The sequence below is a fragment of the Protofrankia symbiont of Coriaria myrtifolia genome, from assembly GCF_900634755.1.
GTDB classification, from domain to species: Bacteria; Actinomycetota; Actinomycetes; order Frankiales; family Frankiaceae; genus Protofrankia; species Protofrankia coriariae.
This window is the reverse complement of sequence record NZ_CAAAFS010000110.1, coordinates 1-26,589: the sequence shown is the minus strand read 5'-3', so window position 1 is coordinate 26,589 and position 26,589 is coordinate 1. Positions and strand designations below refer to the sequence as shown.

Sequence of the window (26,589 nt, the reverse complement as noted above, 5' to 3'; positions counted from 1 at the left end):
TGTCCAACGGACAGCCGTGTCTAACGGACAACGGCGACCGCGCACGGAGCGTGTGTGACGACCTGGTGGCCGACCGACCCGAGCAGCAGCCCGCCGAACCCGCCACGGCCACGGGCACCGACCACCAGCAGCTGGGCCGACTGGGCAGCCATGATCAGACCGTGCGCCGCCGAGCCGGCCACCAGCACGGCTTCGACGGCGATATCGGGGGCGGCCGCATCGGTACGGCCCGCCAGCCCCCGTTCGAGAGCCGTGTCGAGGGTGAGACGGGCGGCTTTTTCCAACACCGCCTCGTCGAACGCGGCCAGGTCGAACGCGGGCAGGCAGGCGGGGTCCAGCGGCGGCTCCGACAGCCAGCAGTGCGCGACCCGCAGCGGGACCCGACGCAGCCCCGCCTGGACCGCCGCCCACCGCAACGCGGCCAGCGAGCCCTCCGAGCCGTCGACACCGACCAGGACCGGACGGTCGTCCGGCCGTGGTGGCGCCGGCCCACGCACGACGACCACAGGAACAGCCGCTTCCTGCGCGCACCGCGCGGTGACCGAACCGACGAACATCCGACGCATCCGGGCAAGCCCCCGGGCACCGACGACGAGCATCAGCGCGTCCTGGGACTCCTCCACGAGGGCGTCCGACGGCGAGTCGTAGACGGTGCGTTCGACGACGTCGACCGCGAGGCCGTCGAGGCGCGCCCGCCGGACCGCGTCGTGCAGCACCTGCGATGCCGCACGCTCCAGATCATCGACCCCGACCGACGGCGAGATGTCGTCGACCACCCGGGGACGCCCGCCCGGACCCCGGGCAAGCACCGCCCGTATCCGCCTGCCGGTCAGCCCGGCATGGGCGCAGGCCCAGCGCAGGGCCGACTCCGCGTCAGCGGAGGCGTCGATCCCCACCACGATGTCGGATGTCGTCTCCACACCGTTCACGCTCGCAGCGCCCGGCGACGCGAACGAGAGCGATTCGGGTAGACCGCGGGACCGAAGGTCCCGTGCCTCCGGGCCGGCCTGCCGAGCCGGGCCGCAGGCCCCGCCGGGCCCTGCGGCCGGCCGGCAAACCCGGCAAACCCGGCGGACGTGACGACAAGCCGGCCGGCAGGCTTGCTGACAGGCTCGCCAGCGGGCCTGAGCGGGCTTGGCAGCAGGCTTGCCGAGGGGCTTGGGGCGGGCTAGCCGGCGAGCTTGGTGGCGAAGACCGCGGCCTGGGTTCTGCTGGTCAGGCCGAGCTTCTCCAGGATGGACGAGACGTTGTTCTTGACCGTCTTCTCGGCCAGATGGATTCTGCTGGCGATCTGACGGTTGGTCAGCCCCTCGGCGATGAGGCCGAGGATCTGCCGCTCCCGCTCGCTCAGCGTGGACAGCAGACGGTCCTCCGGCGCCCCGTCACGCAGCCGGGTCAGCACCCGCTGGGTGACAGCGGGGTCGAGCATGGACTGGCCGGACGCGACCGTGCGGACGGCGCCGATGAGATCATTGCCTCTGATCTGCTTGAGTACGTAACCGGCCGCGCCCGCCATGATGGCGGCGAACAGGGCCTCGTCGTCGTCGTGGGATGTCAGGATCAGGCAGGGCACCTCCGATGTGCCGGAACGAATGTCGCGGCACACGTCGATGCCGCTGCCGTCGGGCAGACGGGCGTCGAGGATGGCGACGTCTGGACGTAGCGCCGGGATGCGCCGCAGGGCCTCGGCCGCGAGACCGGCCTCCCCCACGACCTTGATGTCGCCCTGGCTTTCCAGCAGCTCGCGCATCCCGCGCCGGACGATCTCGTGATCATCGAGAACGAAAACGCGGACAGGCTCCACCGAACCGACGATACGCGCGGCGACGTCCTGACGACCATGGAACGAGGGCATCAGGACATGACCGATCCAAAGGCATACCGTCGTAGTGGTGACTAGCACCGACACCCTGCTCAGGGACCTTGCCCGCGGGATCGTCGAGGCGGCCGGCCTGGCTCCGTCGATCCACAACACCCAGCCGTGGCGCTGGCAGGCGGCGGACCGTGATCTTTATCTCTTTGCCGACACCTCCCGCCAGCTGCGTGTCGCCGACCCGGACGGCCGGCAGCTTCTGCTCAGTTGCGGCGCGGCCCTGCTGCACGCCCGCCTCGCCGTCCACGCCGCCGGGCTCGTCCCCGATGTGACGCTCTTCCCGGCCGGGGACGACGACCTTGACTCCGGGCCGCTGGCCCTGATCCGGATCACCGGCAGTGCGCCGGCCGACCCGCGGGACGAGGCGCTGCTGGCGGCAGCGCACCATCGGCGCACCGACCGCAGGCCCTTCGCCTCCCGCCCACTGGAACCGGAGCACCTGCGGGCGCTGCGGCTGGCCGCCGAGGCGGAGGAGGCCTGGCTGGTGTCCGTGGACGACACCGACCTGCGTATCGACACCAGCGTGCTGATCTCCCGCGCGGACTGGCTGGAGAACCACGACCCGGCCTACCGGGCGGAGCTGGAGTCGTGGAGCCGGACGGTCCCGGAGGCGAGGGACGGTATCCCCCGGAACGTGGTGATCGGCTCGGATCAGCCGCGGCAGTCCGAGTTCGCCGTCCGTGACTTCAACGTGGTCGGCGAGCCCGGCCTGCATCTGGAACAGACCGGGGTGGAGCGTCCCGTCGTGCTGCTGGTCGGCACCGACGCCGACGCCCCGGCCGACCGGCTGCGCGCCGGCCAGGCCATGGAACGGGTGCTGCTGACCGCGACCGCGGACGGCATCGCGACGTCGCCGCTGGGCCAGGCCGTCGACCTCGAGGTGACCCGGGATCTCCTGCGGCATTCGGTCGGCGGCCTGGGACACATCCAGATGATCATCAGGGCCGGCTATCCGCTGCCCGGCGCCGAACCGTTGAAGGCGACCCCCCGCCGGCCGGTCGACGACATCCTGCGGTTCACCTGAGCCGCGCGCGGCCGTCCGGACGCGTCCAGCCGCGCGCACCGGTCGGAGGTGCGCGGGGCCAGGAAGTGGGCCAGAGAGGAAGAAGGTGCCGGCCGTGCAGGTCGCCTCTCGGCGCACGGTCGCTCGCAGCGACAAAGGGTTGAGCCCGGGGGCCATGTCACGGCCGGCAGGCATACCTTACCGGCCCGGCGGTGTTTCCGGCGGCGTCCGGGAAGATCCTCACGAGCCCGGGGAGTTACCTCCCGTGTGGCCCTCTCCCGCTCCCTGCCCCTGTCCGTCCTCGACGTGGTGCCAGTGGTGTCCGGTTCGACACCGGCCCAGGCTGTGCGCAACACCCTCGATCTCGCCCGCCGGGCCGAAGAGCTCAACTACCACCGGTACTGGCTGGCCGAGCACCACAGCATGCCCGGTATCGCCAGCTCGGCGACGTCCATTCTGATCGGGCAGGTCGGCGCGGCCACCACGAGCATCCGGGTCGGCTCGGGCGGGATCATGCTGCCCAACCACGCACCGCTGATCATCGCCGAGCAGTTCGGGACGCTCGGGGCGCTGTTCCCGGGCCGGGTGGACCTCGGTATCGGACGGGCGCCGGGTACCGACTCCGCGACCGCGCAGGCGTTGCGGCGCTCGAGCGGGCCGGTGTCCGCCGACGACTTCCCCGCGCAGCTCGCCGAGCTCGTCGCCTTCCTCGGAAACTCCTTCCCCGCCAGCCATCCTCTACGGACGGTGACTGCCGTCCCACACGGCGAGACACCGCCGGTGTGGCTGCTCGGCTCCAGCGGGTACAGCGCGCAGCTCGCCGGCTACCTCGGCCTTCCGTTCGCCTTCGCGCACCACTTCAGCGCGGTGAACACCCTGCCGGCGCTGGCGCTGTACCGCTCGGCGTTCCGGCCGGCCCCGGGGCGGGAGCAGCCCTACGCCATGGTCGCCGCCGCCGTCATCTGCGCGGACACCGACGAGACCGCGCAGTGGCTCGCCGGGCCGACCCAGCTGACGATGCTGCGGCTGCGCCAGGGCCGCCCGGACGTCTTCCCCACGCCCGAACAGGCCGCGGCGTACCCCTGGACACCTGCCGAGCGGGCCGCCGCCGACGGCGCGGCCGCCTCCCACATCGTGGGATCGCCGGACACGGTCCGCGCCAGCCTGGACGCCCTGATCGACGCGACGGAGGCGGACGAGATCATGATTGTGACGAACGTCCACCCGCACGACGCGCGGATCCGCTCCTACGAGCTGATCGCCGAGTTCGCCGGCCTGCCCGGCCTGCCCGCCCCGCGCGAGCCCCTGTCCGCGTGACCCTGCCGTCTTTCAGGACGTCAGGCCCCGGGCCCCGCAGACGTCAGGCCCCGGCCCGCAGGCCCGCAGGGCCCACCTGAAGGACGTCGGAGCCCGGCTTCAGGGCGTCAGACCCGCGGCGCTGACGTAGGCAAGGCTGAACTGGGAGTCGGCGCGGCTGCCGTCGGGGTCGAAGCAGACGACCTTCGTCCGCACGTCCCCGACCGCCCCGGTCGGTGGCGACGTCCATTCCGCGATCGCGCAGCGGCGGGTCGGCTCGCCGTACGGCGTGACCTGGACGTGCTCCGGCGCCCGGCCGACGCCGGGATAGGCGATCTCGTAGACCCCGGTCTCGACGTGACGGATCGTGTTCGTCCGCTTCGCGCTGTTGGCGGAGTAGCGGGGCCACACGTCGACGGTCCGCCCCAGCGGCGGCTGCAGGATCCGCCCGGTCCCGGCCTCCTCCAGCCCGGTGAAGGAATGCCCGAACGCCGCGTTCTCCACCGGGATCACCGTGTGCTGGTTGCCGTACACGACGACGAACGGCGAGTCCGTCCACGTCTGCCCGTTCGCGCACCCGACGAAGATGGTCTGGCGGTCCTCGTGCACCTCCCGGCCGAGCGCGCTGCATCCCACCGTCGTGGAACCGACCGAGTTGACCTGGAGGTTGTTGCCGGTGCGGGCGTAGAGCTTGCCGATCAGGTCGATCGAGTAGTGGCCGATGCCACGCCAGTTGATCTCGATGGTGCCGGGGCCGGCGAAACTGTAGCTGTTGTCCGGACGGATCTGCTGCTGGCTTGGCGCGTCGTCCCGGAAATAGGCATACGGCTCGCTGGGCGTCGGGCGATGGGACGCCGGCGCGAACGTGAACAGCGCGGTGAACCGGGAGTCGACATAGGCCCCGGTGAGCGACCGGCAGGCCAGGGTGACCTGCTCGTCCGGGCCGGACGGCGCCCAGTCCTCGGCATGGCAGTGCACCGGCGCGTCACCGACCGCGGTCACCACCGCCGCGCCCCGCCCGGCGGGCACCCCGATACCCGGGAAGATCGCGCTGTAACGGCCCGTCCCACGGCGGATCACCGTCGCCTTCGCCTGCCTGGTGTCCGCGGCCGACTGCCAGCTACCGGCCTGGACCTCGGCCGCGGGCGTCCGCGGGGCGCCGATGGTGGGAGCGGCCTCGTCCGAGCGCAGAAAACCCCACACCGGCGTGGTGGGGTCCGCGGTCGGCACGGACGCGGGCCGGCTGCTGGCGGAACCACCCGGTGAATCCGAACTGCCGCAGCCCACCGCTACCATTGAGGCAAGGGCCGTCACTCCAACCAACACACGGACAGCCAGCGGAAACAATCGTCGCGGCTGCGGCATACGGGCAGCATGCCATGCCCTCTGAAAGGGGAAAGCCGGGAGTCAGTGATACGACCGGCGGAGTAGTTTTGGATGGGCCGGCCGGGGACGACCACGGCTTTCACCGGATACCCGCGGGCATCGGGGGAAGCCGGTCCGGATGCCGGCGCCGCCGACTGTTGTGAACGAGCCGTGAACGAAACGCCCCGGGCACGCCCCGGGATACAACCCGCTGTGGGGGTGGATCAGACGATGACGCCGCCGGATGCGGCCACGGACGTACAGACCACCGCGCTGGGCCCGGACGATCCCGTCCAGCTCGGCTCCTACACCCTGCTGGGCAAGCTCGGTGAGGGCGGGATGGGGACCGTCTACCTCGGGCGCTCCGAGACCGGCCGGCTGGTGGCCATCAAGGTGATCCGCGCGGACGTGGCCGGTGACGCCGAGTTCCGGTCCCGGTTCCGGCTGGAGGCCGAGACGGCCCGCCGGGTCGCCCGGGTGTGCACCGCCGAGGTGCTCGACGCCGCGCCCGACGCCGCGCGGCCCTACCTGGTCACCGAGTTCATCGAGGGCAGGACGCTGGCGAGGTTCGTCACCGAGAGCGGCCCGCTGTCGGCGGCGAACCTCGAGCAGCTCGCGGTCGGCGTGGCCGCGGCCCTGACCGCGATCCACAGCGCCGGCATCGTGCACCGCGACCTCAAGCCGTCCAACGTGGTGCTCTCCCCCTTCGGGCCGCGCGTGATCGACTTCGGGATCGCGCGGGCACTGGACTCGGCGAGCAACCTCACCGGCAACCTCCAGCAGCTCGGCACCCCCGCGTTCATGGCGCCCGAGCAGATCCAGGGCGAGACGATCACCCCGGCCGTCGACATCTTCTCCTGGGGTGGGCTGGTCACCTTCGCCGCGACCGGCCGTTACCCCTTCGGCGACGCGTCCGCGCAGGTCCTGCTCTACCGCGCGGTCAACGAGGCGCCCCGCCTGGACGGGCTGGACCCGCCGCTGCGCGAGATCGTCGCGGACGCGATGGCCAAGTCGCCCTCGGCCCGGCCGACCGCCCAGCAGCTCATGCTGCGCCTGCTCGGCGAACCATCGTCGGTGGCGGAGATCGACCCCGAGGCGACGGTCATCCAGGTGCTCGACGGCTGGAAGTTACCCACCGCCGACGGCACTGGCAGCACCGGCGGTGCCGGTGGCGACGGCACCACGGTGGCCGCCGGCCGGGAGCAGCGGCCGGCGGCCACCGTGCGCGGCAGCGGCCGGGCGCCACGCAGCGCCCGGCGGATGGCGCTGGTGGCCGCCGGTGCCGCCGTCGCGGTGCTGGCGACGGTCGGCGGGGTGCTGGCTCTGGCCTCCGGCGGCTCGGGAGCGGACGGTGAGGGGGTGAAGGTCGTCGACATCCTGCCGAAGTCCGACGTCGGCCTCGACGACGACACCCTGGTCTACTCCAGCGAGCAGGAGGGCAGGCGGGCGATCTACAGCCTGCGGGTCGGCCCGGACGGCCGGCCGGGGCAGCCCCAGCGGCTGACCGTCGACGACACGAAGCCGGCCGCGCTCCCGGTGATCGTCGGGCCGCAGCGCAAGACCGTCCTCTACACGGTGATCGACTCCTCCCCCAGCCTGGTCGCGATCGCCGCGGACGGCAGCGGCGCGCCGATGCCGCTGTTCACCTCCGGGCCGGCGGCGGAGCTCGTGATCGCGCCGGACGCCCGGGCGTCGGTCGACCCGACCGGGAGGTTCGTCGTCATCAGAGCTGTACGCGGCCCGAACGACGGCCTGACCGGGCTCTACGTCGCCGCCGTCGACGGCTCCAGCGTCCGCCGGCTGAACGTGCCGGCCGGCGCCACCGACCCGTCCTGGTCACCGACGGGCGACCGGATCGTGTTCTTCGTCGGCTCGGGCGGCGTCGACGGCGGCGCGCTGTTCACCATCGACGCCGACCCGGCCGCCGCCGGCGCGAAACCCGTCCAGCTCACCCCGGGCACGGAGGGTTTCGACGCGGATCCGACCTGGTCACCGGACGGTAAGAAGGTCGCCTTCCGTCGCGCTTTCGACCCGAACCTGGCCGAGACGGACGTCTTCGTCATGGACGCGAGCCCGGGCGCCACCCCGCTGCGGCTGACCGAGGCCCCCGGCCGGGACCAGGACCCCACGTTCGTGGCCGGGGACGGCAAACTGATCGCCTTCACCAGCCAGCGTGACGGCCCCACCAACCGCGAGATCTACGTGACGAGCGCGACCGCCCCTGACGATGCCAACGCCCGCAAGCTGACCTCGTTCCGAGGGGACGACGCGACCCCGCGCTGGACCTCCGGCTGATCTCCCGGCGCCGGGACGGAAGCATCTCGGCGGGGCGAGGCGAGGCGGCCGTGGCTTTCTCGGCTCGGACGGCACGGGTACGGTCCGGGCCGGCCGCTTCGGCCCAGGCTGTCCGGACGCGGACGGCACAAGGGGCCACCCACGCGGCGGCCGCGCGGCATGTGAGCTCGGCTCGGCCGGCACGAGCTCACGTCCTTCGGTCTGCCTGCCGCGCGGAGCGAATCCGGCCCGTACACAGCACGAGGTCCGGGCAGCTCCGGCCTGGAAGCTGCCCGGACCTCAGTCAGGACGGTGACGGGTGGACGGTCAGGACGACGACGGCTTGCGCTTGGCCGTCTTCGGGTCCATCCGGCGGATCAGGATGGCGGTGATGATGACACAGATCACGCCGATCGCCACGCCCCCGGCGATGTCGACGGCATACGCCTGCGCGGTGTGGTCGAAGAACGGGTCGTCGACGACCTTGCTGTTGAGCAGCTTGCCGTCGGGACGCAGCTGGCCGGCCAGGCTGATCCGGTTGAGGTCACCGACCGAGGACAGCGCCGCGTAGCCCCAGCGGGCCGGCGCGATCAGGCTGACCTGCTCCAGGCCGGGCTTGCTGTGCACCGGCAGGATGCCACCGCTGAACACCAGCTGCGCCATGGTGAGCAGAACGAGCAGCGGCATGGTCTTGTCCGCGTTGTCGACCAGGGCGGAGATGAGCAGCCCGAGCATGGCCGACGACAGCGACACCACGATCACCGCGAGCAGGCACTCGACCAGGGGATTGCCCAGCACGAGCGCTTCGTCGGGCTCCCGACCGAGCAGGCCGATCAGGGTGAACGGGATCGCCTGCAACGTCGTGATCAGGGCCAGTACGAGGATCTTCGAGCCGATGTAGGCGGTCCGGGACAGCCCGATCGCCCGTTCCCGCCGGTAGATGGCCCGTTCCTTGACGATCTCCCGGACGGAGTTCGCCATGCCCATGAAGCAGGCGCACAGCACCATCACCAGCAGGATCGTGCCGGCGTCCGAGTTCGGTGAGCCGTCCTCGGGCAGGCCGAACCCGCCGGGGATGGCCCGTGGGATGAGCCCGAGCAGGAACGGGAAGGCGATGATCAGCCGTAGGTAGGATCTGTCGGAGGCAACAACGGAAAGTGTTCGCCGGCTTAATGTGACGAGCTGGGAGAGCACCGACTGCTGGCGGATGCTCGGCAGGTCCTCCGGCGCCGGCCGGGCCGACGGCGCGGTGATCGACGCGGGGACGTAGTAGCGCGACTGGCGGAACCGGTCCGCCGACTCCGCGCCGGGGGTGGCCTCCAGCATCAGGAAGACGTCCGGGTAGTCCCTCTTGTTGAAGAAGGACAGGGCGTCGCGCGGCGGGCCGAAGTAGGCGACGTACCCGCCAGGGGCCAGCACCAGGACGTAGTCGCAGAGGTCCAGCTGGGCGACGCTGTGAGTGACCACGACGACCGTGCGCCCGTCATCGGCCAGCTTGCGCAGCGACTCCATGACGTTCTTGTCCATGCCCGGGTCGAGGCCGGAGGTGGGCTCGTCCAGGTAGAGCAGGGTCGGCTTGGTCAACAGCTCCAGGGCGACGCTGGTGCGCTTGCGCTGGCCGCCGGAAAGCCTGGACACCTGGGTGTCGGCGTGCTGGGTCAGGCCGAGCTCGGCGAGGACCTCGTCCACCCGGGCGCCGCGCTCCTGCTTGGTGGTGTCCGGCGGGAAACGCAGCTCGGCGCCGTACTCCAGGGCACGGCGGACGCTGAGCGTGGTGTGAAGCAGGTCCTCCTGGGGGACGTAACCGATGCGGCGGCGCAGCTCGTCGTACTCGGAGTACATGTCCCGACCGGCGTAACGCACCGTGCCCTTGTCCGCGGGGCGGAAACCGGTGAGGGCGTTGAGCAGGGTGGACTTGCCCGCGCCACTGGGTCCGACCACCGCCAGCAGTGCCCGGCCGGGCAGCCGGAAGGTCATGTCGTGCATGAGCTGCTTCTGGCCAGCCCACACGTTCAGGCCGTCGGCCTCGAAGCTGACGTCCCCGGAGTCGACGTACTCGACGAGTTCGTCCTCGACGCGCTGGAAGACGTGGTGACCGACAGCGATGACCGCGCCCTGCGGCACCGGCTCGCGGATGATGCGCTTGCCGTTGACGAACGTCCCGTTGGCCGACTCGAGGTCGGCGATCTCCACATCCCCGCCGGGGCCCAGGTAGATCTCGGCGTGCTGCCGGGAGGCCAGCAGGTCGCCCACGACGATGTCGTTGTCCCGGGAACGGCCGATGGACATCCGGCCCGGGCGCAGCCGGTAGGAGGTCTGGCGCTCGTGCTCACGCTCAAGATCGTGGCTGCTCGTCTCGGCCTGGTTGCCCGCCGGCTGCCGAGGCAGCTGCGGGCCGGGCTCGTAGCTGACGGAGCCACGCAGCATCGTCGGCATCTCGAAGTGCGAGTCCTGGTAACGCGGGGGGTCGGCGTAGCCGACGGGAACCTCCAGCAGGACGACGACCTCCGGCCCGGTCGGGGTACCGAGCCGGAACCGGACCTCGCCGTTGACGTCGACGCTCTGTACCCGCTGACCGTCGAGCCAGGTTCCGTTCGAGCTGATGTCCCGGACAGCCCAGCCCGCGCCGACCGGCTCGATCAGCAGGTGCCGGCGGGAGACCCGGCTGTCCGGCATCACGAAATCGGCCGTGCGCGCGCGGCCGACAACGAACGGCTGACCAGCAGGCACGGTGGCCACGTTGGCACCGCTGACGACTCTCAGGGTCGTCTGCACGTGTTTCCCCCTTCGGCGACCCAGGAACGGTGACCTCCGGCAGCACGCGAAAGGCGTGTTCGCGTCGCCATCGGCTCTCTGGGGCGGGACACAGGCCGGATGTCCCGCCGGACTGACTTCGACATGAATCTTCCGATCTTGCTGGTCGTCGGATCGTAGCGCCGCCCACCTACCTCGATCGACGATGGGTGTGCCAATCACCACGGACTGGACGCAGAGGAGCAGACTGCGTGTGGCCAGTCATGTCCGTAGACGGCCGGCTGCCGGTGTGACGATATCCAGTACCGGCCGAGGATGACGCGCGGGCTATCCCACGTCCGTCAACTGTCGTCGATTCGACGTCGCGACAGAGGACCAAAGAAAAAGATCTTGCTTTTCGCGTGCCACCGGTGGGTCACATATTCTTAGCTACCAAGAGTATGCAAACGGCGACCGAAATCCGTGGCCGAACGGTACAGCGAAGGATCACGACGAGCCGGCACAGCCGGCGGCCGACAGCGGATCCGGCAGCCGCGCACGGACATCGGCCACCAGACTCTTCCAGCTTCCGGCCGCCTTCAGCCGTGCCGGTCCGACGGACCCGGCCCCGGGCCGGCCGCCGCGCGGGGCGCTACCAGGCCGGCGGCAGGTTACGCCATGATCCGCCACGGTGAATACCATCCGTTATGAGGACTCGGTCCGCTACGCGGGCGACATCCGTTATGAGAATGCCGTCCGTTACGACGCTGACGTGGGTTCCGCGGCGGGAAGGACCACGTTTGTCGCCGTCGCGGTGACCGAGATACCGTTCTTGCCGGTGGCGGCCTTCTCGATCTGCAGGTTGAACGGCAGGTTGCTGATCGGCAGCGGGATCCCCGGCAGCGCGACGCCCGGCAGCCGGAAACCGAGGATCTCGGTGGGTATCAGGGTCAGCGTGTTGTCCTGGACCCCGAAACGGGTCGTTCCGCTCAGCTCCTGGGTACCGAGGATCCCGGTGTCGATCTCGCCGGATATGCGCACCTCCCGGCCGTCGTCGACCGGGGTGATCTTCACGTCCTGCGTTGCCAGATAGGCGTTGAGATCGTCATAGGTGATCTGCACGTCCGCGGTCACCTTGTCGACCGGCACGTCCTTGACCTGGTCACGGATGGCGTCCCAGAACGGCACGTGGACGCCCTGCAGCCGGGCCTTCACCTCGGTGATCCGCGGGCCGGGCGTGGGAATGTCGGTGACCGTCACCCGCAGGTCGTCGTACTTGCCGAAGAGGACCTGGGTGAGGAAGGGGAAGCCGCCGATCGAGACGTCGGTGACCCTGGCCGGTCTGACCCCGGGGTCGGTGCTGCTCTGCGCCACGGACGCCTCCGCCTTCGCCTTCATCTGGCTCTCGGCGATCGGCACCGCCGCGCGGTCGGCCACGACCAGCAGGATGATCAGCGCGACCAGTGTGATGATCGGCCATCTCCGCCGCCGGCGACGGGCTACCGGGCCCGGCGTCACATCGGTGGGCGCGAGCGGGGGCTGGCCTCCATACGGTGGACCTCCATACTGCGCCCCTCCATACTGCGCACCCGTGTACGGCGGGCTCCCGTACGGCGAGCCCTCTGGCGGCGGGAGCGCGCTGGTCGGCGGTATCGGTGCGGCCGGCGTGCCAGGCTGCGCCGGCGAACCGGGCGGCGCGTCCGGCCCGGGCCACCCGGGCTGGGCAGCCGGACGGAACGAGTCGGCGGGCGGCGGCGGACTGACCGGGCCGACGCGGGCCCGCTGCGTCTGGGCACCGGCGCCGGCAGCGGCGGCGGACGGTGGGAGGCGCCGGGTCGATTCCTCGGGGTCGCTACCCACGTCCGGGTCGTTGTCGTGTCCAGTGCTCACGGTCAGGATGGTCGCATGGATGGCGGATCCTGGCACGACATGGGTCAGATCACCCGGGGAAATGCCCGTCCCCGAACAGGTGCGGCGCCCGCTCGGTGACGCTGGGCGGGCCCAGCCGGAAGACCGATCCGCGGGCAGCGGTGTAGGCGTTCCAGAAGTGCTCGGCCACCACGTCCGGGGAGAGCCGGCCGTCGGGGGCCACCCGGGCGTCGAGCACCACGGTCCGTAGCCGGATACCGCGGGTACGCAGCACCGGCGCCAACGACGTCCCGAGCGCGAGCAGCCCGGCCTTGCCGATCGCGAGGGCGAACCGGCCGGCGGCCGGCTCGGTTCTCGGCCCGGCCGCGGTCAGCAGCACACACGCTCCGGGACGCTCGGCCAGCAGCGCCACCGCGGCCTGGACGACGGTCAGCGCCCCGGTGACGTTGACCGCGAGGGTCTGGTTGACCGTGTCCGCCGACACCGACAGCGCGGTGCCCCGGATACTCAGCTTGGCGTTGTAGACCACGGCGGTCAGGCCACCGAGCTCGTCGGCGAGCTTGTCCAGCGCCGTGGCCACCGCCCCCGGCGCGGTGACGTCCGCGACCTCACCACTGACGGTGATCTGATCCCGGGCGAGGTCGGCCGTCACCCGGTGGACCGTGTCGGCCGACCGGGCGATCACCCCGAGCCCGAAGCCCTCCCGGGCGAACCGGCGCAGAAGTTGGACGCCGAACGCCTGCCCCGGCCCGACAATGACAAGCGCCCGCTCCCGGCGCGGGTCGGCGCGCTCCTGCTGCATGCGCCCATAGTGGCCCAGTGGGCCGTGAGCTCATAACGGCCCAGCGGGCCGCATGTCCGTAGCGGTGCCTGCAGCGGCCCGGAGAGCTTGCGGCCGGTAGCGGCCCAGGGGCCGCGTACCGGGTCCGTGGCGACCCCGCCGGGCCGGCCGGCTCAGGTGGCCCGAGGGACGAGGACACCAGGGTTGAGGATGCCGTCCGGGTCGAGGGTGTGCTTCACCGCGCGCAGCACCGCCACCCCGAGATCACCGATCTCCGCGGTGAGCCAGGGCTGGTGGTCGACGCCGACGGCGTGATGGTGGGTGATCGTCCCGCCGGTCTCGACGATCGCGCGCGAGGCGGCGGCCTTCACCCTGCGCCACCGTGCCACCGGGTCGTCACGGCCTGGGCACACGACGGTGAAGTACAGCGAGGCACCGGTCGGGTAGACGTGTGAGACATGGCACATGACCAGGCCGGGTGCTCCCCCGGCGGCGGCTTCGCCCGCCCCCGCGCCGGCCGGTCCGGCAGCTGCCTCGCCAGCCGGCCCGGCGGTCGCCCCCGCGGGCGGGCCGGCGGCCTGCCGCACCGTCTGGCCCGCGGCCTGTTCCGCGGTCAGGGCGGCGACGAGGGTGTCGCGTACCCGGGTGTAAAGGCCCGGCAGGGCCGACCAGAACCCGGCCGTCTCCAGTGTCTCGGCGAACATGCCGGCGTCCAGCAGGGCGTCCCGCAGGTACGGGCCGTGGAAGCGGCCGCGCACCCACTGCGTGCCGGCCTCGGCTCCCAGCGGGACCCCGCCGGCCGCGCCCAGCACCTCGGCGACCGCGGCCTGGCGCGCGGCGACCCAGTCGGCCTCGCCCTCGTAGCCGGCGATCAGACGGCAGCCGCCCGCGTCGGCGCCGATGCCACCGCCGGCGAGCCCGGCGGCCGTCTCGGTCTCGTCCGACAGGCGCGCGACCGTGGGAAGCAGATCCCGCTGCGCCAGTTCGCGCAGCGCCGCCGTCCCCGCGGCAAAGCCAGCCAGCCGCCATCCCTCGTAGTGGGTCGCCGCGGGCAGCGGCCGGACCCGCAGCCGCAGCTGCGTGATCACCCCGAAGGCCCCTTCGGAGCCGAGCGCGAGCTGCCGCAGGTCGGGCCCGGCCGCGGACGCCGGGGCGCGGCCGAGCTCCCAGGTGCCGGCCGGGGTGGCGATCCGCAGGCCGACGACCAGGCTGTCGAAGCGGCCATAGCCCGCGGACGCCTGGCCGCTGGAGCGGGTCGCGGCGAACCCGCCGACGCTGGCGTACTCCCACGACTGTGGACGGTGACCAAGGGTGAAGCCGTGTGCGGCAAGGGCGGCCTCCAGGGCCGGGCCGCGCAGACCAGGCTCACAGGTGACGACCTGTGACTCAGCGTCGACGGCCGTGAGCCGGTCCAGCCGCGCCAGGTCGAGCGCGACGACGCCGGCGAACCCGCCCCGGGCCGGGGCCAGACCGCCGACCACCGACGTCCCGCCGCCGAAGGGCACCACCGCCAGCCGCAGCCGGGCGCACACCCGCAGCACGGCGAGCACCTCGTCATGGCCCGCCGGCAGGACGACGGCGTCGGGGGCGTCGAGGGCGTCGCCGGCCCGCAGGCGCAGCAGGTCGGCGGTGGACCGGCCCCGGCAGCGCCGGACGCGGCTGCCGGCGTCCACCCGTACCCACGCCGGCCCGACCACACCGGCCAGCGCCTCACTCGCTTCGACGGACAGTGACGATGCCGGCAGGTGCAGCTCGTCCAGCCCTACCGGTGGAGTGTCCTGGCGGGCGACCGCGAAAGCCGCCTCCAGCAGGGAACGGATGTCCTCGGCCAGGGGTGTGTGCGCGTCGGGGGCGCCCCAGCCCCACCAGACCGTCCCGCTACGGTTCGTTGTCGAAGCTGTCACCACATACACTGTGACAGATGTCGTCACAGCGCCATCGTGACAACCACCATGACACGCTGGACGCGCCACCCCGCCGACGATCCGCCGCCGGCCGGACAGCGACGCCAAGCCGGCTTCCCCCGCCTTCGCACCAGGCCACCGCATCGCACCAGGCCACCGCGCCGCGCCGGCCGACCGCCCGGCCGGCGTCCTCGACGGCGTCGTTGAACCGGCGGCAACGCGAGCGGGACCTCGCCGAGCTCGCCGACGGCGCCGTGGTCGACGTGCTGGTGATCGGCGGCGGGGTGACCGGCGCCGGAGTGGCGCTGGACGCGGCCAGCCGCGGGCTGTCCGTGGCCCTGGTGGAAGCTCACGACCTCGCCTTCGGCACCAGCCGCTGGAGCTCCAAGCTCGTCCACGGCGGGCTGCGTTACCTCGCTAGCGGCGACCTCGCGCTGGCCCACGAAAGCGCCCGGGAACGGGCCGTCCTGCTGGGTACCACAGCGCCCCACCTGGTCCGGCCGCTGCCGATGCTGCTCCCGCTGGCGGCCGGCTTCCCCATCAGCACAGCCCTTGCCGCCAACGCCGGCCTGCGCGTCGCCGACATCCTCCGCCGCGCCGCCGGCACCCCGCGGACGGTGCTGCCCGGGCCACGGCGGCTGACCGCTGTCGAGGCCCGGCACATGGTGCCGGCCCTGCGCGCCCCCGGGCTGCGCGGCGGGCTGCTGACCTGGGACGGCCAGCTCGTCGACGACGCGCGGCTGGTCGTGGCGATCGCCCGGACCGCGGCCCGGCACGGCACGCGCGTCATCACCCGCTGCCGGGTGCGGGAAGCCGACGGCAGCGGCGCCACCGCCGTCGACACCGTGAGCAACTCACCGGTGATACTTAGATCACGTAGTGTGGTGAACGCCACCGGTGTGTGGGCCGGCGACCTGTGCGCCGACGCGCGCCTGCGCCCCAGCCGCGGCACCCACCTCGTGGTGGCGGGCAGCGCCCTGGACGGCCTGCGGACGGCGATCATCATCCCGGTGCCCGGTGAGCGCAACCGGTACGTGTTCGCGCTGCCCCAGCCGGGCGGCCACGTCTACGTCGGGATCACCGACGAGCCGGTCGACACGGTCGTCGACGTGCCGGTGCCGACCGCCGCCGAGCTGGACTTCCTGCTCGGCGTGCTGTCGAGCGTGCTCACGGTGCCGGTCGGCCGGGCCGACGTCCTGGGCGCCTTCGCCGGGCTGCGGCCGCTGCTGGCGAGCGCGGCCGGGCGCACCGCGGACCTGTCCCGGCGCCACGCGGTGATCACCTCGTCCGACGGCATGGTCACCGTCGTCGGGGGCAAGCTCACCACCTACCGGCGGATGGCCGCCGACGCCGTGGACACGCTGGTCCGCGCCGGCGGTCTGGACGCCGGGCCGTGCCGTACTCGGCGGTTGCCGCTGGTCGGCGCGGCCAGCTGGTCACAGCTCGCCACCGTGGACGCCCCGCCCAGGCTCGTCGCCCGCTACGGCGCCGAGGCGCCCGCGGTGGTCGCGGGCACCCACGGCGACCCCGGGCTTCTTCTGCCGCTGTGTGACGGCGTCGAGGTGACCGGCGCGGAGCTGCTGTTCGCCCTGCGCCACGAGGGCGCCCTGGACGCCGACGACCTGCTCGACCGCCGTACCCGCATCGGCCTGGTGCCGGCCGACCGCCAGGCCGCGCTCCCCGCTGCCGAGGCCCTCGTCCGCCAGACCCTCACCATGATCGACACCTGACGCGCCCGGCGCACCCGGCGCACCAGCCACACCGGCACCAGGCAATATCAACAATCATCGGCTGCCGGAAAAGATCGCCGGTAGTTTGTCGTTGTGTACGCCCAGAGGACCGAAAAGCGTACCGAACGACACAGCCACATGGATCATGAAACGGCCGCCCGCCCCCGCACCGGCACGGTGCGTGGTTCGATGCTGTGTGATCACGAAGTCGGCTCGGGCGACGCGACAGGCGGGGCCGGGGCAGGCCGGGCCGAGGTACCGATGGTGAGGGACGCAATGCGTTCCCGATGATGGTCGGGGTCGCCGTAACTGTAGATCTCGCGTTTGGCCCGCTTGTAGAAGAAGTGGGCCTCGTGCTCCCAGGTGTAGCCGATCCCGCCGTGATACTGGATCATCGTCCCGGTCACCTCCCGGGCGGCGTCACCGGCTTTGCTCTTGGCCACGGCGGCCGCGAGCCGGCGGTCGGCGAGCCCGGTGTCGAGCGCGTGCGCCGCGTACAGCACCGCGTGTTCGGCCATGGTCACAGCCAGGTGCAGGTCGGCGAGATGGTGCTTGAGCGCCTGGAAGGAGCCGACCGGCCGGCCGAACTGCACCCGGTCACGGTCGTAGGCGACGGTGCGCCCGAGCGCCTGACGGGCGAGGCCGACCAGGTCGGCCGCGGTGAGCAGGGCGGCCCGGTCCAGCAGTTCGGTGAGGACGGCGGCCGACGACTCCGGCAGCCGCCGCGCGTCCACCCCGTCGAGGGTCAGCGACGCCGCGCGCACGGTGCCGTCGTAGCTGTCCAGCCCGTCGACGGTGACGCCCGGTGAACGCGGATCCACCAGGTACAGCCCGGTCTGCCCGGACGGCTCGGTGGCGGCCACGACGACGGTCCGCGCGACCTCGGCGTATTCGACGGGCAGCGCGGTTCCGGTGAGCCGGCCCGCCGCGTCGGCGGTGACCCGCACACCCGTCGGGTCGTACCGGCCGGCGGGGCCGCGCAGCGCCACCGTGGCCACCAGGTCGCCGGTGGCAATCCGGGGCAGCAGGGCGCGCCGCTGCTCCGGCGAGCCGGCGAGGCGGATGGCCTCCCCGGCGAGCACGGTGGGCAGCCACGGCCCGGGGACGACGCCCGCGCCGAAGGCCCGGGCGACCACCTGGGCGTCCACCAGGCCGAGGCCGAGCCCGTCGTGCTCCGGCGGGACGAGCACGGCCAGCCAGCCCTGCTCCCCGGCGGTCTTCCACAGTTCGGCGGGATGGCCGTCGCCGCCGGTGTCCTCGAAGACCGCCCGGACGGCCGTCAGGTCGAACCTGTCCGCCAGGTAGTCGCGGACGGTGTCGCCGAGCGCCCGTTGCTCCTCGGTCAGCGCGAAGTACATGCCCGGGACGCTATCGGGGCAGGCCGAGGACACGCTCGGCGACGATGTTGCGTTGCACCTGGGACGATCCACCCCAAATGGTAACCGAACGTGACCACATCGCCTCGCGGTGCATGGCACGCAGGTCCGTGTCGGGATCCGGCCGGGCCAGGGTGGCCTCCGGGCCGAGCAGGTCGTCGAAGGTCTCCCACAGCTGCTGGTGTGTCTGCGACCACTGGAGCTTGGTCAGCGACGACCCGGCGCCGAGCTCCTCCCCCTGCTCGACCTGGGTGAGCACGTGCATGGCGTGGTAGCGCAGGCACTCGAGGTCGACGATCCGCTGGGCCAGCCGCTGGCGCAGGACGGGATCGTCGAGCCGGCCGGGGGGAGCCGCCGCCACGATCTCGTCGAACTGGCGGCGGAAGGCGGTGTACTGGGCCAGGCCGGAGGCACCGCGCTCGAACGACAGCAGCAGCATCGCCGTGGCCCAGCCGTTGCCGACCCCGCCGAGGCAGTCGGTCACCTTCACCCGGGCGTCGGTGAAGAAGACCTCGCCGAACTCGCTCACCCCGCTCATCTGGCGCAGCGGCCGGGCCTCGACCCCGTCCTGGCGCATGTCGACGAGCAGCATGGACAGGCCGTGGTGCCGCTGCGATCCGGGTTCGGTCCGGACGAGCATGAAGATCTTGTCCCCGTGCGCGGCGTTGGTCGTCCAGACCTTCTGGCCGGTGACGACGAACTCGTCGCCGTCGAGCACGCCGGTGGTGCGCAGGGCCGCGAGGTCCGAGCCCGCGCCGGGCTCGGAGAAGCCCTGGCACCAGATGACGTCGTTGCGCAGCAGCAGCGGGATGATCTCCCGCTTCTGCTCGTCGGTCCCGACCGCCATGACGGTGGGCACCAGGAAGGTCAGGCCGATCTGGTTGACCGAGTGGGGCACCCGGGCCCGCGCGCTCTCCTCGTCGTGGATCGCCTGCATGCCCGGCGTCCCGCCGCGGCCGCCGTACTCCCGCGGCAGGGAGATGCCGGCGAAGCCGGCGCTGTGACGCAGCCGCTCCCAGTTCCTGCGCAGCTCGAACGCGTCGGCCTCGGGGACGCCGGCCCAGAACGACGGCGACCGCCACCGCGGCGGGACGTTGTCGGCGAGCCAGGCCCGCAGCTGGGCGCGGAAGCGCTCCTCGTCGGGGGTGAAGCTGAGGTCCATCGGACGGCCTCCCACGAGGCGCGGAAGCCGACAGGGAGAGCCGTCGGCGGCGGACACCGGGCGAAGAGCACGGTAGGAAGAACACAGTAGACAGTAGGTGGTCCAGGTCAGCGCCAGTACCGATGGCGTGGACCACGGCGCCGGCCCGGAGCGCAGGCAATCGATTACCGTATGAAAATGATCACTGTGAGCAAGCTACCATGCGGGCCTCGTTCGCGGCAGGCACGATGTGACCTGTCCGCGCCAGCTCTGGCCGCCACGCTCCGGGGACGGGGAACACGATGATCGCTCCGGCACGGCTGAATCCCACCACCCGTGGTGACGCCCTGATCCAGATGGAATCCGACGTCGTCGACGTCGTCGTCATCGGCGGGGGCGTCACCGGCGCAGGTGTCGCGCTCGACGCGGCCACCCGTGGGCTGTCCGTGGCGCTGGTCGAGGCGCGCGACCTCGCGGCCGGCACGTCCAGCCGGTCCAGCAAGCTGATCCACGGCGGTCTGCGCTACCTCGAACAGCTCAACATCGCGCTCGTCAGTGAGGCGCTGCGGGAGCGGGCGCTGCTGCTGGACACGCTCTGCCCGCACCTCGTCCGCCCGGTCCCGTTCCTGTTCCCGCTGACCCACCGGGGATGGGAACGCGCCTACGTCGGCACTGGGATGGTGCTCTACGACACCCTCGGCGGTGCCCGCCGGGCGGTGCCGCGCCATCGCCACCTGACCAGGCGGGCGGCGCTGCGCGCCGTCCCCGCGCTGCGCCCGGACGCCCTGGTGGGCGCGATCCAGTACTGGGACGCCCAGGTCGACGACGCCCGGCACACGATGTTCGTTGCCCGGACCGCCGCCCACTACGGTGCGCTGATCGCCACCAGCGCCCGGGTGACGGGCCTGCTGCGCGAGGGCGACCGGGTCGCCGGGGTGCGGGTCCACGACCTCGAGGGCGGCGGGCAGATCGACGTCCGCGCCCGGCAGACCATCAACGCCGCGGGGGTGTGGACCGACGACATCCAGGCGATGGCCGGCGGGCGCGGCCAACTGTCGGTGCGGCCCTCCAAGGGCATCCACCTGCTGGTGCCCCGGGACCGGATCCACGCCACCACCGGGCTGATCCTGCGCACCGAGAGCAGCGTGCTGTTCGTGATCCCCTGGGGCAGCCACTGGATCGTCGGGACGACCGACACGGACTGGAACCTCGACCTCGCCCACCCGGCGGCCAGCAGCGCCGACATCGACTACCTGCTCACCCACGTCAACCAGGTGCTGCGCACGCCGCTGACCACCGACGACATCACCGGTGTCTATGCGGGGCTGCGGCCGCTGCTGTCCGGCGAGTCGGAGGACTCCTCCCAGCTGTCCCGGGAGCACGCGGTGGTCTCACCGCTGCCCGGCCTGACCATGGTCGCAGGCGGGAAGTACACCACGTACCGGGTGATGGCCCGGGACGCGGTCGACGCGGTGGCACACGGGCTGAACCGCAGCGTGCCGCCCTCCTGCACCGACCGGGTTCCCCTGCTCGGCGCCGACGGCTACCCGGCGCTGTGGAACGCGCGGGAGGCGCTGGCCCGCTCCGCGGGGATCCACGTGGCCCGGGTCGAGCACCTGCTGACCCGCTACGGCACCCTCACCCAGGAGGTCCTGGCGCTCGTCCGGCAGCGGCCCGAGCTCGCCCGACCGGTGCGCGGGGCCGACACCTACCTGGCGGCGGAGGCCGTGTACGCCGCCTCCCACGAGGGGGCGCTGCACCTCGACGACGTGCTCACCCGCCGCACCCGGATCTCGATCGAGACCTGGGACCGCGGGTTGGAGGCCGCCGCGGACGTCGCCGAACTCGTCGCGCCCGAGCTGGGTTGGGACCGGCAGACCATCGACGTCGAGATCGGGCACTACCAGGCGCGGGTGGCGGCCGAGCGGGAGTCCCAGCAGCAGGCCGACGACCAGACCGCCGACGCGGCCCGCCTGGGCGCGCCGGACGTCCGGACCGGCGGGCGCTCCCTGCTCGGGCGGTCCGAGCCGGCGCACTCCTGACGCTCGTCCTTCTCCGCCGTGATGCTCCCTGCTCGGGCGGTCCGAACCGGCCCTCGGCCGAGGCCTGTGACCCGCCACGAGCCGGGCGGAGCCCGGGCCCGGGCCCGGGCAGGGGCCAGGTGGGGGCCAGGTGGGGCAAGAGCGCCGATGCGGTACGGATGAGGTGCACAAGCCATCCGGAAAATCGCATGTGAAACGCCTGGGAAACATCTCAGAAATGACGTTCGCGACTTGCTGTCAACCACACGACACTGCGACTACCAGCAGATATCGGAGCATTACTCCATGCTGTTTGCGCAGGTCGGAGGGGTGATCTGACACGGTGTCGACAGAATAAAAACAAACGAAAAACATCGCAAAAACCGTACTCAGAAACAGGGCTGAACGGCTGCGGAATCATTCTTTGAGAAGAATCGACGACGCCGGCCGGAAGCTGAAAAAATGATTTCGCCCGGACGAACTGGGCGTAACATGTAACCACACCACCACCGGGTGACGCCTCCCAGTGGGGATGCCCACTGGTCATACGTGGCATAAGTGGTAGGTTCCATGGGTAGTGGGACCCTGTGCTCGCAGAACACCGGATCGGCTCGTGGCGTCTGTTCGTTCTGGAGGTCCGCCTATATCCGTACGCTCTTGCCCCCGGCCAACGGGCGGGCGAACAACCTGGCCACCGCCGGGCCCGCCACCGTCCAGTGGCCGCTTATAACACAGCCACCGGGATTGCCGGCACGGGGTAGGTGCGCGACCCTGGATTCGCCAGGCCGACCAACATCCCGATCCCACGCCGACCAGAACGAGCCGCAGGATTCCCGGAGCCGTTCCGGATCCTTCGTCCGATCAACGGACCAGACGCGAAGATCTGAAACCCGCTCCCCCCGGAGAAGGGCAGCAACCCCGTAAAGGGACGCTGTATTCGCACGGCTACGATTGACAGTAGTTCCGTACGGAGACGGGAGAGACCCGCCGTGACAACGCAGGCACACCCAGGATGGGATCCGGGCGGACTCCGCCGACGGCCTGAAACTGCCGGCCGTACCCGGAACCCCGTCGACGCCCGGAACACCGCCGGCCACCCCGACACCGCCGGCCACCGGCAGCCTGATCACCGGCCGGTCAGCCAGCAGCCCGCCGGCCAGCCGGTCCACGAGCAGATCGCACCCGCGAACACCGGCCTGGACCTGCTGTGGACGCACGACGGGCTCACCCGCGAACTCATGGCGATGACCCGTGCCAGGCGCCCCCACCGCTTCCTGCCCGTCTCCGGGCCGTCCCTGGACTCCGCCGCGCAACGGTGGCTGGCGGCACGCACGCACCACGAGGGCGTCGTACCCACCGGCCAACTCGTCGACGACCCGCTCGTGTGCGGTTTCGAGGACCGGGTCGACGCCCTGCGGCGGATGAGCGACGTCCTCGGCGGCAACGACGTGTACGCCCTGTCCCGCACCGAACTTTCGATCACCGTCCGCCTGCTGCGGGTCGGAACCCACAGCGACGCCCACCAGGCCCGGCTCTACGCGGTCGCGGCGGAGCTGGCCCGGCTGGCCGGGTGGGCGATGTACGACATCGGCCAGTACGGCACGGCCCAGCGCTGCTGGCTGATCGCGCTGCGCGCCGCCCACGAGGCGAACGCGCCCGCTCTCGGCGCCAACATCCTGCGCTGCATGGCCGAGCAGGTCACCTGGTACGGGCAGCCCGCGGACGCGGTCAGCCTGCTGCACCGCGCCCAGGCCGGGGCACGCTACCTGCTCAGCGCGATCGAGCGGGCCGTGATCGCGGCCGACCTGGCCGTCGCGCACAGCCGCGCGGGCAGCAGCGAGGACGCCGCCGCCGAGACCGAACTCGCCTACACGTTGATCGACAAGGTCCGCCCCGAGGACAGCCCGCCCTACATGTACTGGGCCCGCCGCAAGGACGTCGCGTTCTCGGCCGGGGAGGCACTGCTGTCCAGCGGCAGCCCCGAGGCGGCCATACCGCACTTCGAGGCCGCCCTCGACGATCTCGACGAGCTCGACGAGGAGGTCCCCCGCGACCGCGTCGAGTTCCTCACCAGGCTGGGGATCGCCAACATCCGCACCGGCGACGCCGACCGGGCCGTCGCCCTGGGTCACCAGGCCGTCTCCTGCGCCACGATGATCGACTCTGGCATGACGCGCCGGGACATCGCCCGCCTGTGCCAGGAACTCGAACAGGCCGGGGCGACCGCGCAGACGGCCGGCCTGGTCGACCACGTCCGCGACGCGCTCGGCCCGGCCGGCCTGTCATCTCCCACCCTGTCCTGAGCCCCACCCTGTCCTGAGCCCACTGCCGCAGGCCGCTCCGCCGCGTCCCGCATGACCCCACGCCCCGTCCCGCGCGGCCTCCTGACAGCCCGACCACCCCGCGCACCGGTAGCCGGTCGTCCCGCACGTTCTTCCAACTTCCTGCCGTATGCCCGCCGGAGGCTCCCGATCCTGTTCTCGGAGAACAGAACACGAGGCTGGAGTCCACACCTGCCGGACGTAGTCCGGCGCACAGTTGGCCTGCCAGGGTGACAGGCATGACATCCACCCCGGACATCAACCTGTTGCACGAGCTTGAGCCCGTCGCCGCGGCCAACCTCAACCGCCATCTCGACCTCGCCACCGAGTGGATGCCGCACGAGTACGTCCCGTGGAGCCAGGGCCGCGACTTCGACACCCTGCCGTGGGATCCGGAGCAGTCCAGGCTGTCCGACGTGGCCCAGATCGCCTTCGAGGTCAACCTGCTCACCGAGGACAACCTCCCCAGCTACCACCGTGAGATCGCCACGATCTTCGGCCGGGACAGCGCGTGGGGCGCCTGGGTGCACCGCTGGACGGCTGAGGAGGGCCGGCACAGCATCGTGATGCGGGACTATCTGATGGTCACCCGCGGCGTCGACCCGGTCGGCCTCGAGCGTGGCCGCATGCACCAGATGCAGAAGGGGTTCGACAGCGGTGACAAGACGCCGCTGCGCACCATCGCCTACGTGTCGTTCCAGGAACTCGCCACCCGGATCAGCCACCGCAACACCGGGCGGTTCACCCAGGACCCGATCGCCGAGAAGCTCCTCACCCGGGTCGCCGCGGACGAGAACCTTCACATGATCTTCTACCGCAACCTGGTCGCCGCCGCGCTGGAGCTCACCCCGTCCGCGACGGTGCAGGCCATCGCCGAGGAACTGATGACGTTCCAGATGCCCGGGACCGGCATCGAGAACTTCGAGACCAAGGCGAAGCAGATCGCCAAGGCCGGCATCTACAACCTCCGCAACCACCATGACGACGTGGTCACGCCGCTGCTGCGGCACTGGAAGTTCTTCGAGCTGACCGGTCTGGACGCGCCGGCCGAGCAGGCCCGCGAGAACGTCGGGCACTACCTCACCGCCCTCGACGGCCTCGCCCGCAGGTACGAGGAAAAGTACGCGGCCGCGGGCCAGGGCACGCTGGCCGCCACATCCGCCTGAGCCGCCTGAGTGGCCGGGAGCCCGAGCCCGCGACGGGACGTTCGCCGGCTCGGGCTCCCGGCCACCGCGGCCTGCGCGGCGGAACTCCGCCGCGCAGCCTTCCTCGTGGCCCGTACCTCGGTAGCCCCGCACTTCGACGGCACCGCACTTCGACGGCACCGCAACGGCAACGGGCTCCTGGTTTCCTGCCGCCAAGGCCTTCGCCGGCTCTCGCCCCTTCGACAGGCTCCCGCGGGCGTCGGGTTTCTCCGGCACCAGGCCTTCGCGGTCCTGTCCGGCGCTGCGCGACTACTTGACGCGCAGAATTCACTTCTGTTGGTAGCGGTTTGATCAGAATCATGGGCGACGCAACGCGCATCCGTGTGTGGCACAACGATCATCGAGTCGGTGACCGGTCACGCGGTGGCGGGCCCGATGCCGGGAGACAATAGCCAAGGGCTCTTGGCCTCCAACGGCACCGTGCCAGTGAGCCGGGGGCTTGCCGCCCGCCCGGACCCGTCGGACCGGCTTCGCCCATCCGGCGGGACGCTCGGGCAGCACAACATGATCACATCACCGTCAGCTCTGGAACCTGGAGATCCGGATCTCCGACGGCACAAAAAATGATCATGCTGTTGCCGCCCCCGGACCGACAACCAACCAACAGGAGACCTCGTGCAGCTCGGGATGATCGGCCTTGGCCGGATGGGCGCCAACCTCGTGCGCCGGCTGATACGCCACGGCCACGACTGCGTCGTCTACGACGTCAACGCCGACGCGATCCGGCAACTGGAGGCCGAGGGCGCCACCGGGGCCACCACGCTGGCCGAGTTCGCGGCGAAACTCTCCACCCCCCGCGCCGCCTGGGTGATGGTCCCCGCCGGGATCACCGGGCAGAGCGTGTTCGCACTCGCCGAGCACTTCACCGCCGGTGACATCATCATCGACGGGGGGAACTCCTACTACCGTGACGACGTCGACCGGGCGAAGGAACTCACCGGCCGGGGCATCCACTACGTCGACGTCGGCACGTCCGGTGGGGTCTTCGGGCTCGAACGCGGATTCTGTCTCATGATCGGCGGCGAGAACGAGGTGGTGTCGCACCTCGACCCGATCTTCGCCGCGATCGCCCCCGGGTTCGACCAGGCACCGCGCACGCCAGGACGGGTCGGCGAGCCGAGCCGAGCGGAAAAGGGCTATCTGCACTGCGGGCCGAACGGCGCCGGGCACTTCGTCAAGATGGTCCACAACGGTATCGAGTACGGCATGATGGCCGCCTTCGCCGAAGGCATGGCCATCCTGGAGAAGGCCGGCATCGGCCGGGACCACACCGGCGAGCACGACGCCGAGACCACCCCGCTCGCCCATCCGGAGTACTACCAGTACGACATCGACACCGCGGCGGTGACCGAGGTGTGGCGCCGCGGCAGCGTGGTCAGCTCCTGGCTGCTGGACCTGACCGCGGCCGCGCTCGTCGAGGACCCGAAACTCGAGTCGTTCAGCGGCCGGGTCTCCGACTCGGGTGAGGGCCGCTGGACGGTGCTGGCCGCGGTGGAGGAAGGCGTGCCCGCCCACGTCCTCACCGCTTCGCTGTACGAGCGGTTCAGCTCACGCGGCGAGGCCCTGTTCGCCGACAAACTGCTCTCCGCGATGCGCAAACAGTTCGGCGGCCATGCCGAAAAACCAGCCACCTGACACATAAGCCGCCCGGCTTACCCCCATTTGGGGTGATGCCGAAGGCATCCGAGGTACTGACC

The 26,589-nt window shown here is 71.6% G+C and carries 17 protein-coding genes; 8 read left to right on the top strand and 9 right to left on the bottom strand.

The window, feature by feature from the left end; translation table 11 throughout:
* Nucleotides 1-20: 20 nt before the first annotated feature.
* Both CM1CMNOD_RS06090 and CM1CMNOD_RS06085 read right to left on the bottom strand, forming a co-directional pair.
* The gene (locus CM1CMNOD_RS06090) at nucleotides 21-920 is read right to left on the bottom strand and encodes a universal stress protein (protein ID WP_242625438.1); all 900 of its coding nucleotides are present in this window, start codon (nucleotides 918-920) and stop codon (nucleotides 21-23) included.
* 248 nt (nucleotides 921-1,168) lie between these two features.
* Nucleotides 1,169-1,804 (bottom strand): response regulator transcription factor, encoded by a 636-nt coding sequence (locus tag CM1CMNOD_RS06085; RefSeq protein ID WP_085948589.1) that lies wholly within the window; start codon nucleotides 1,802-1,804, stop codon nucleotides 1,169-1,171.
* An 85-nt stretch (nucleotides 1,805-1,889) separates the two neighbouring features.
* On the opposite strand from CM1CMNOD_RS06085, the gene CM1CMNOD_RS06080 reads away from it, so the two are divergent.
* Both CM1CMNOD_RS06080 and CM1CMNOD_RS06075 read left to right on the top strand, forming a co-directional pair.
* Complete coding sequence (locus tag CM1CMNOD_RS06080) at nucleotides 1,890-2,897, top strand: Acg family FMN-binding oxidoreductase (protein ID WP_013872794.1); 1,008 nt, start codon at nucleotides 1,890-1,892, stop codon at nucleotides 2,895-2,897.
* Nucleotides 2,898-3,143: 246 nt separating this feature from the next.
* Entirely contained in the window at nucleotides 3,144-4,193 is a 1,050-nt protein-coding gene (locus CM1CMNOD_RS06075) for an LLM class flavin-dependent oxidoreductase (protein ID WP_013872793.1), read from the top strand.
* Nucleotides 4,194-4,292: 99 nt separating this feature from the next.
* On the opposite strand, the gene CM1CMNOD_RS06070 is transcribed toward CM1CMNOD_RS06075, so the two are convergent.
* Entirely contained in the window at nucleotides 4,293-5,402 is a 1,110-nt protein-coding gene (locus CM1CMNOD_RS06070; RefSeq protein WP_131772283.1) for a hypothetical protein, read from the bottom strand.
* A 366-nt stretch (nucleotides 5,403-5,768) separates the two neighbouring features.
* Here CM1CMNOD_RS06070 and CM1CMNOD_RS06065 point away from each other — a divergent pair, with 366 nt between their 5' ends.
* Entirely contained in the window at nucleotides 5,769-7,832 is a 2,064-nt protein-coding gene (locus CM1CMNOD_RS06065; protein WP_043605174.1) for a protein kinase domain-containing protein, read from the top strand.
* A gap of 306 nt (nucleotides 7,833-8,138) precedes the next feature.
* Here the strand turns inward: CM1CMNOD_RS06065 and CM1CMNOD_RS06060 are convergent, their stop codons facing one another.
* From CM1CMNOD_RS06060 to CM1CMNOD_RS06045, 4 genes are all read right to left on the bottom strand, one after another.
* The gene (locus CM1CMNOD_RS06060) at nucleotides 8,139-10,586 is read right to left on the bottom strand and encodes an FHA domain-containing protein (RefSeq protein ID WP_013872790.1); all 2,448 of its coding nucleotides are present in this window, start codon (nucleotides 10,584-10,586) and stop codon (nucleotides 8,139-8,141) included.
* Nucleotides 10,587-11,303: 717 nt separating this feature from the next.
* Nucleotides 11,304-12,434, bottom strand: a complete 1,131-nt coding sequence (locus tag CM1CMNOD_RS23550; RefSeq protein ID WP_043605171.1) for an LmeA family phospholipid-binding protein — start codon at nucleotides 12,432-12,434, stop codon at nucleotides 11,304-11,306.
* Between the two features lie 49 nt (nucleotides 12,435-12,483).
* Nucleotides 12,484-13,215: an SDR family NAD(P)-dependent oxidoreductase gene (locus CM1CMNOD_RS06050; protein ID WP_013872788.1), complete on the bottom strand. Its 732-nt coding sequence runs from the start codon at nucleotides 13,213-13,215 to the stop codon at nucleotides 12,484-12,486.
* A gap of 152 nt (nucleotides 13,216-13,367) precedes the next feature.
* A complete protein-coding gene (locus CM1CMNOD_RS06045; RefSeq protein WP_013872787.1) occupies nucleotides 13,368-15,107 on the bottom strand; it encodes an FAD-binding oxidoreductase in 1,740 nt (579 codons plus the stop codon).
* An 8-nt stretch (nucleotides 15,108-15,115) separates the two neighbouring features.
* Between CM1CMNOD_RS06045 and CM1CMNOD_RS06040 the strand changes: the two genes are divergently transcribed.
* Complete coding sequence (locus CM1CMNOD_RS06040) at nucleotides 15,116-16,828, top strand: glycerol-3-phosphate dehydrogenase/oxidase (protein WP_013872786.1); 1,713 nt, start codon at nucleotides 15,116-15,118, stop codon at nucleotides 16,826-16,828.
* 200 nt (nucleotides 16,829-17,028) lie between these two features.
* On the opposite strand, the gene CM1CMNOD_RS06035 is transcribed toward CM1CMNOD_RS06040, so the two are convergent.
* Nucleotides 17,029-18,186 (bottom strand): acyl-CoA dehydrogenase family protein, encoded by a 1,158-nt coding sequence (locus CM1CMNOD_RS06035; protein ID WP_013872785.1) that lies wholly within the window; start codon nucleotides 18,184-18,186, stop codon nucleotides 17,029-17,031.
* A gap of 10 nt (nucleotides 18,187-18,196) precedes the next feature.
* Entirely contained in the window at nucleotides 18,197-19,366 is a 1,170-nt protein-coding gene (locus tag CM1CMNOD_RS06030) for an acyl-CoA dehydrogenase family protein (RefSeq protein WP_013872784.1), read from the bottom strand.
* Nucleotides 19,367-19,647: 281 nt separating this feature from the next.
* On the opposite strand from CM1CMNOD_RS06030, the gene CM1CMNOD_RS06025 reads away from it, so the two are divergent.
* From CM1CMNOD_RS06025 to gnd, 4 genes are all read left to right on the top strand, one after another.
* Entirely contained in the window at nucleotides 19,648-21,387 is a 1,740-nt protein-coding gene (locus tag CM1CMNOD_RS06025; protein ID WP_013872783.1) for a glycerol-3-phosphate dehydrogenase/oxidase, read from the top strand.
* A 968-nt stretch (nucleotides 21,388-22,355) separates the two neighbouring features.
* Entirely contained in the window at nucleotides 22,356-23,669 is a 1,314-nt protein-coding gene (locus CM1CMNOD_RS06020) for a hypothetical protein (protein WP_013872782.1), read from the top strand.
* Nucleotides 23,670-23,926: 257 nt separating this feature from the next.
* Nucleotides 23,927-24,853, top strand: a complete 927-nt coding sequence (locus CM1CMNOD_RS06015; RefSeq protein ID WP_013872781.1) for an acyl-ACP desaturase — start codon at nucleotides 23,927-23,929, stop codon at nucleotides 24,851-24,853.
* A gap of 654 nt (nucleotides 24,854-25,507) precedes the next feature.
* On the top strand, nucleotides 25,508-26,527 hold the full coding sequence (gene gnd, locus CM1CMNOD_RS06010) for a phosphogluconate dehydrogenase (NAD(+)-dependent, decarboxylating) (protein WP_013872780.1): 1,020 nt from the start codon (nucleotides 25,508-25,510) through the stop codon (nucleotides 26,525-26,527).
* The last annotated feature ends 62 nt before the right edge of the window (nucleotides 26,528-26,589 follow it).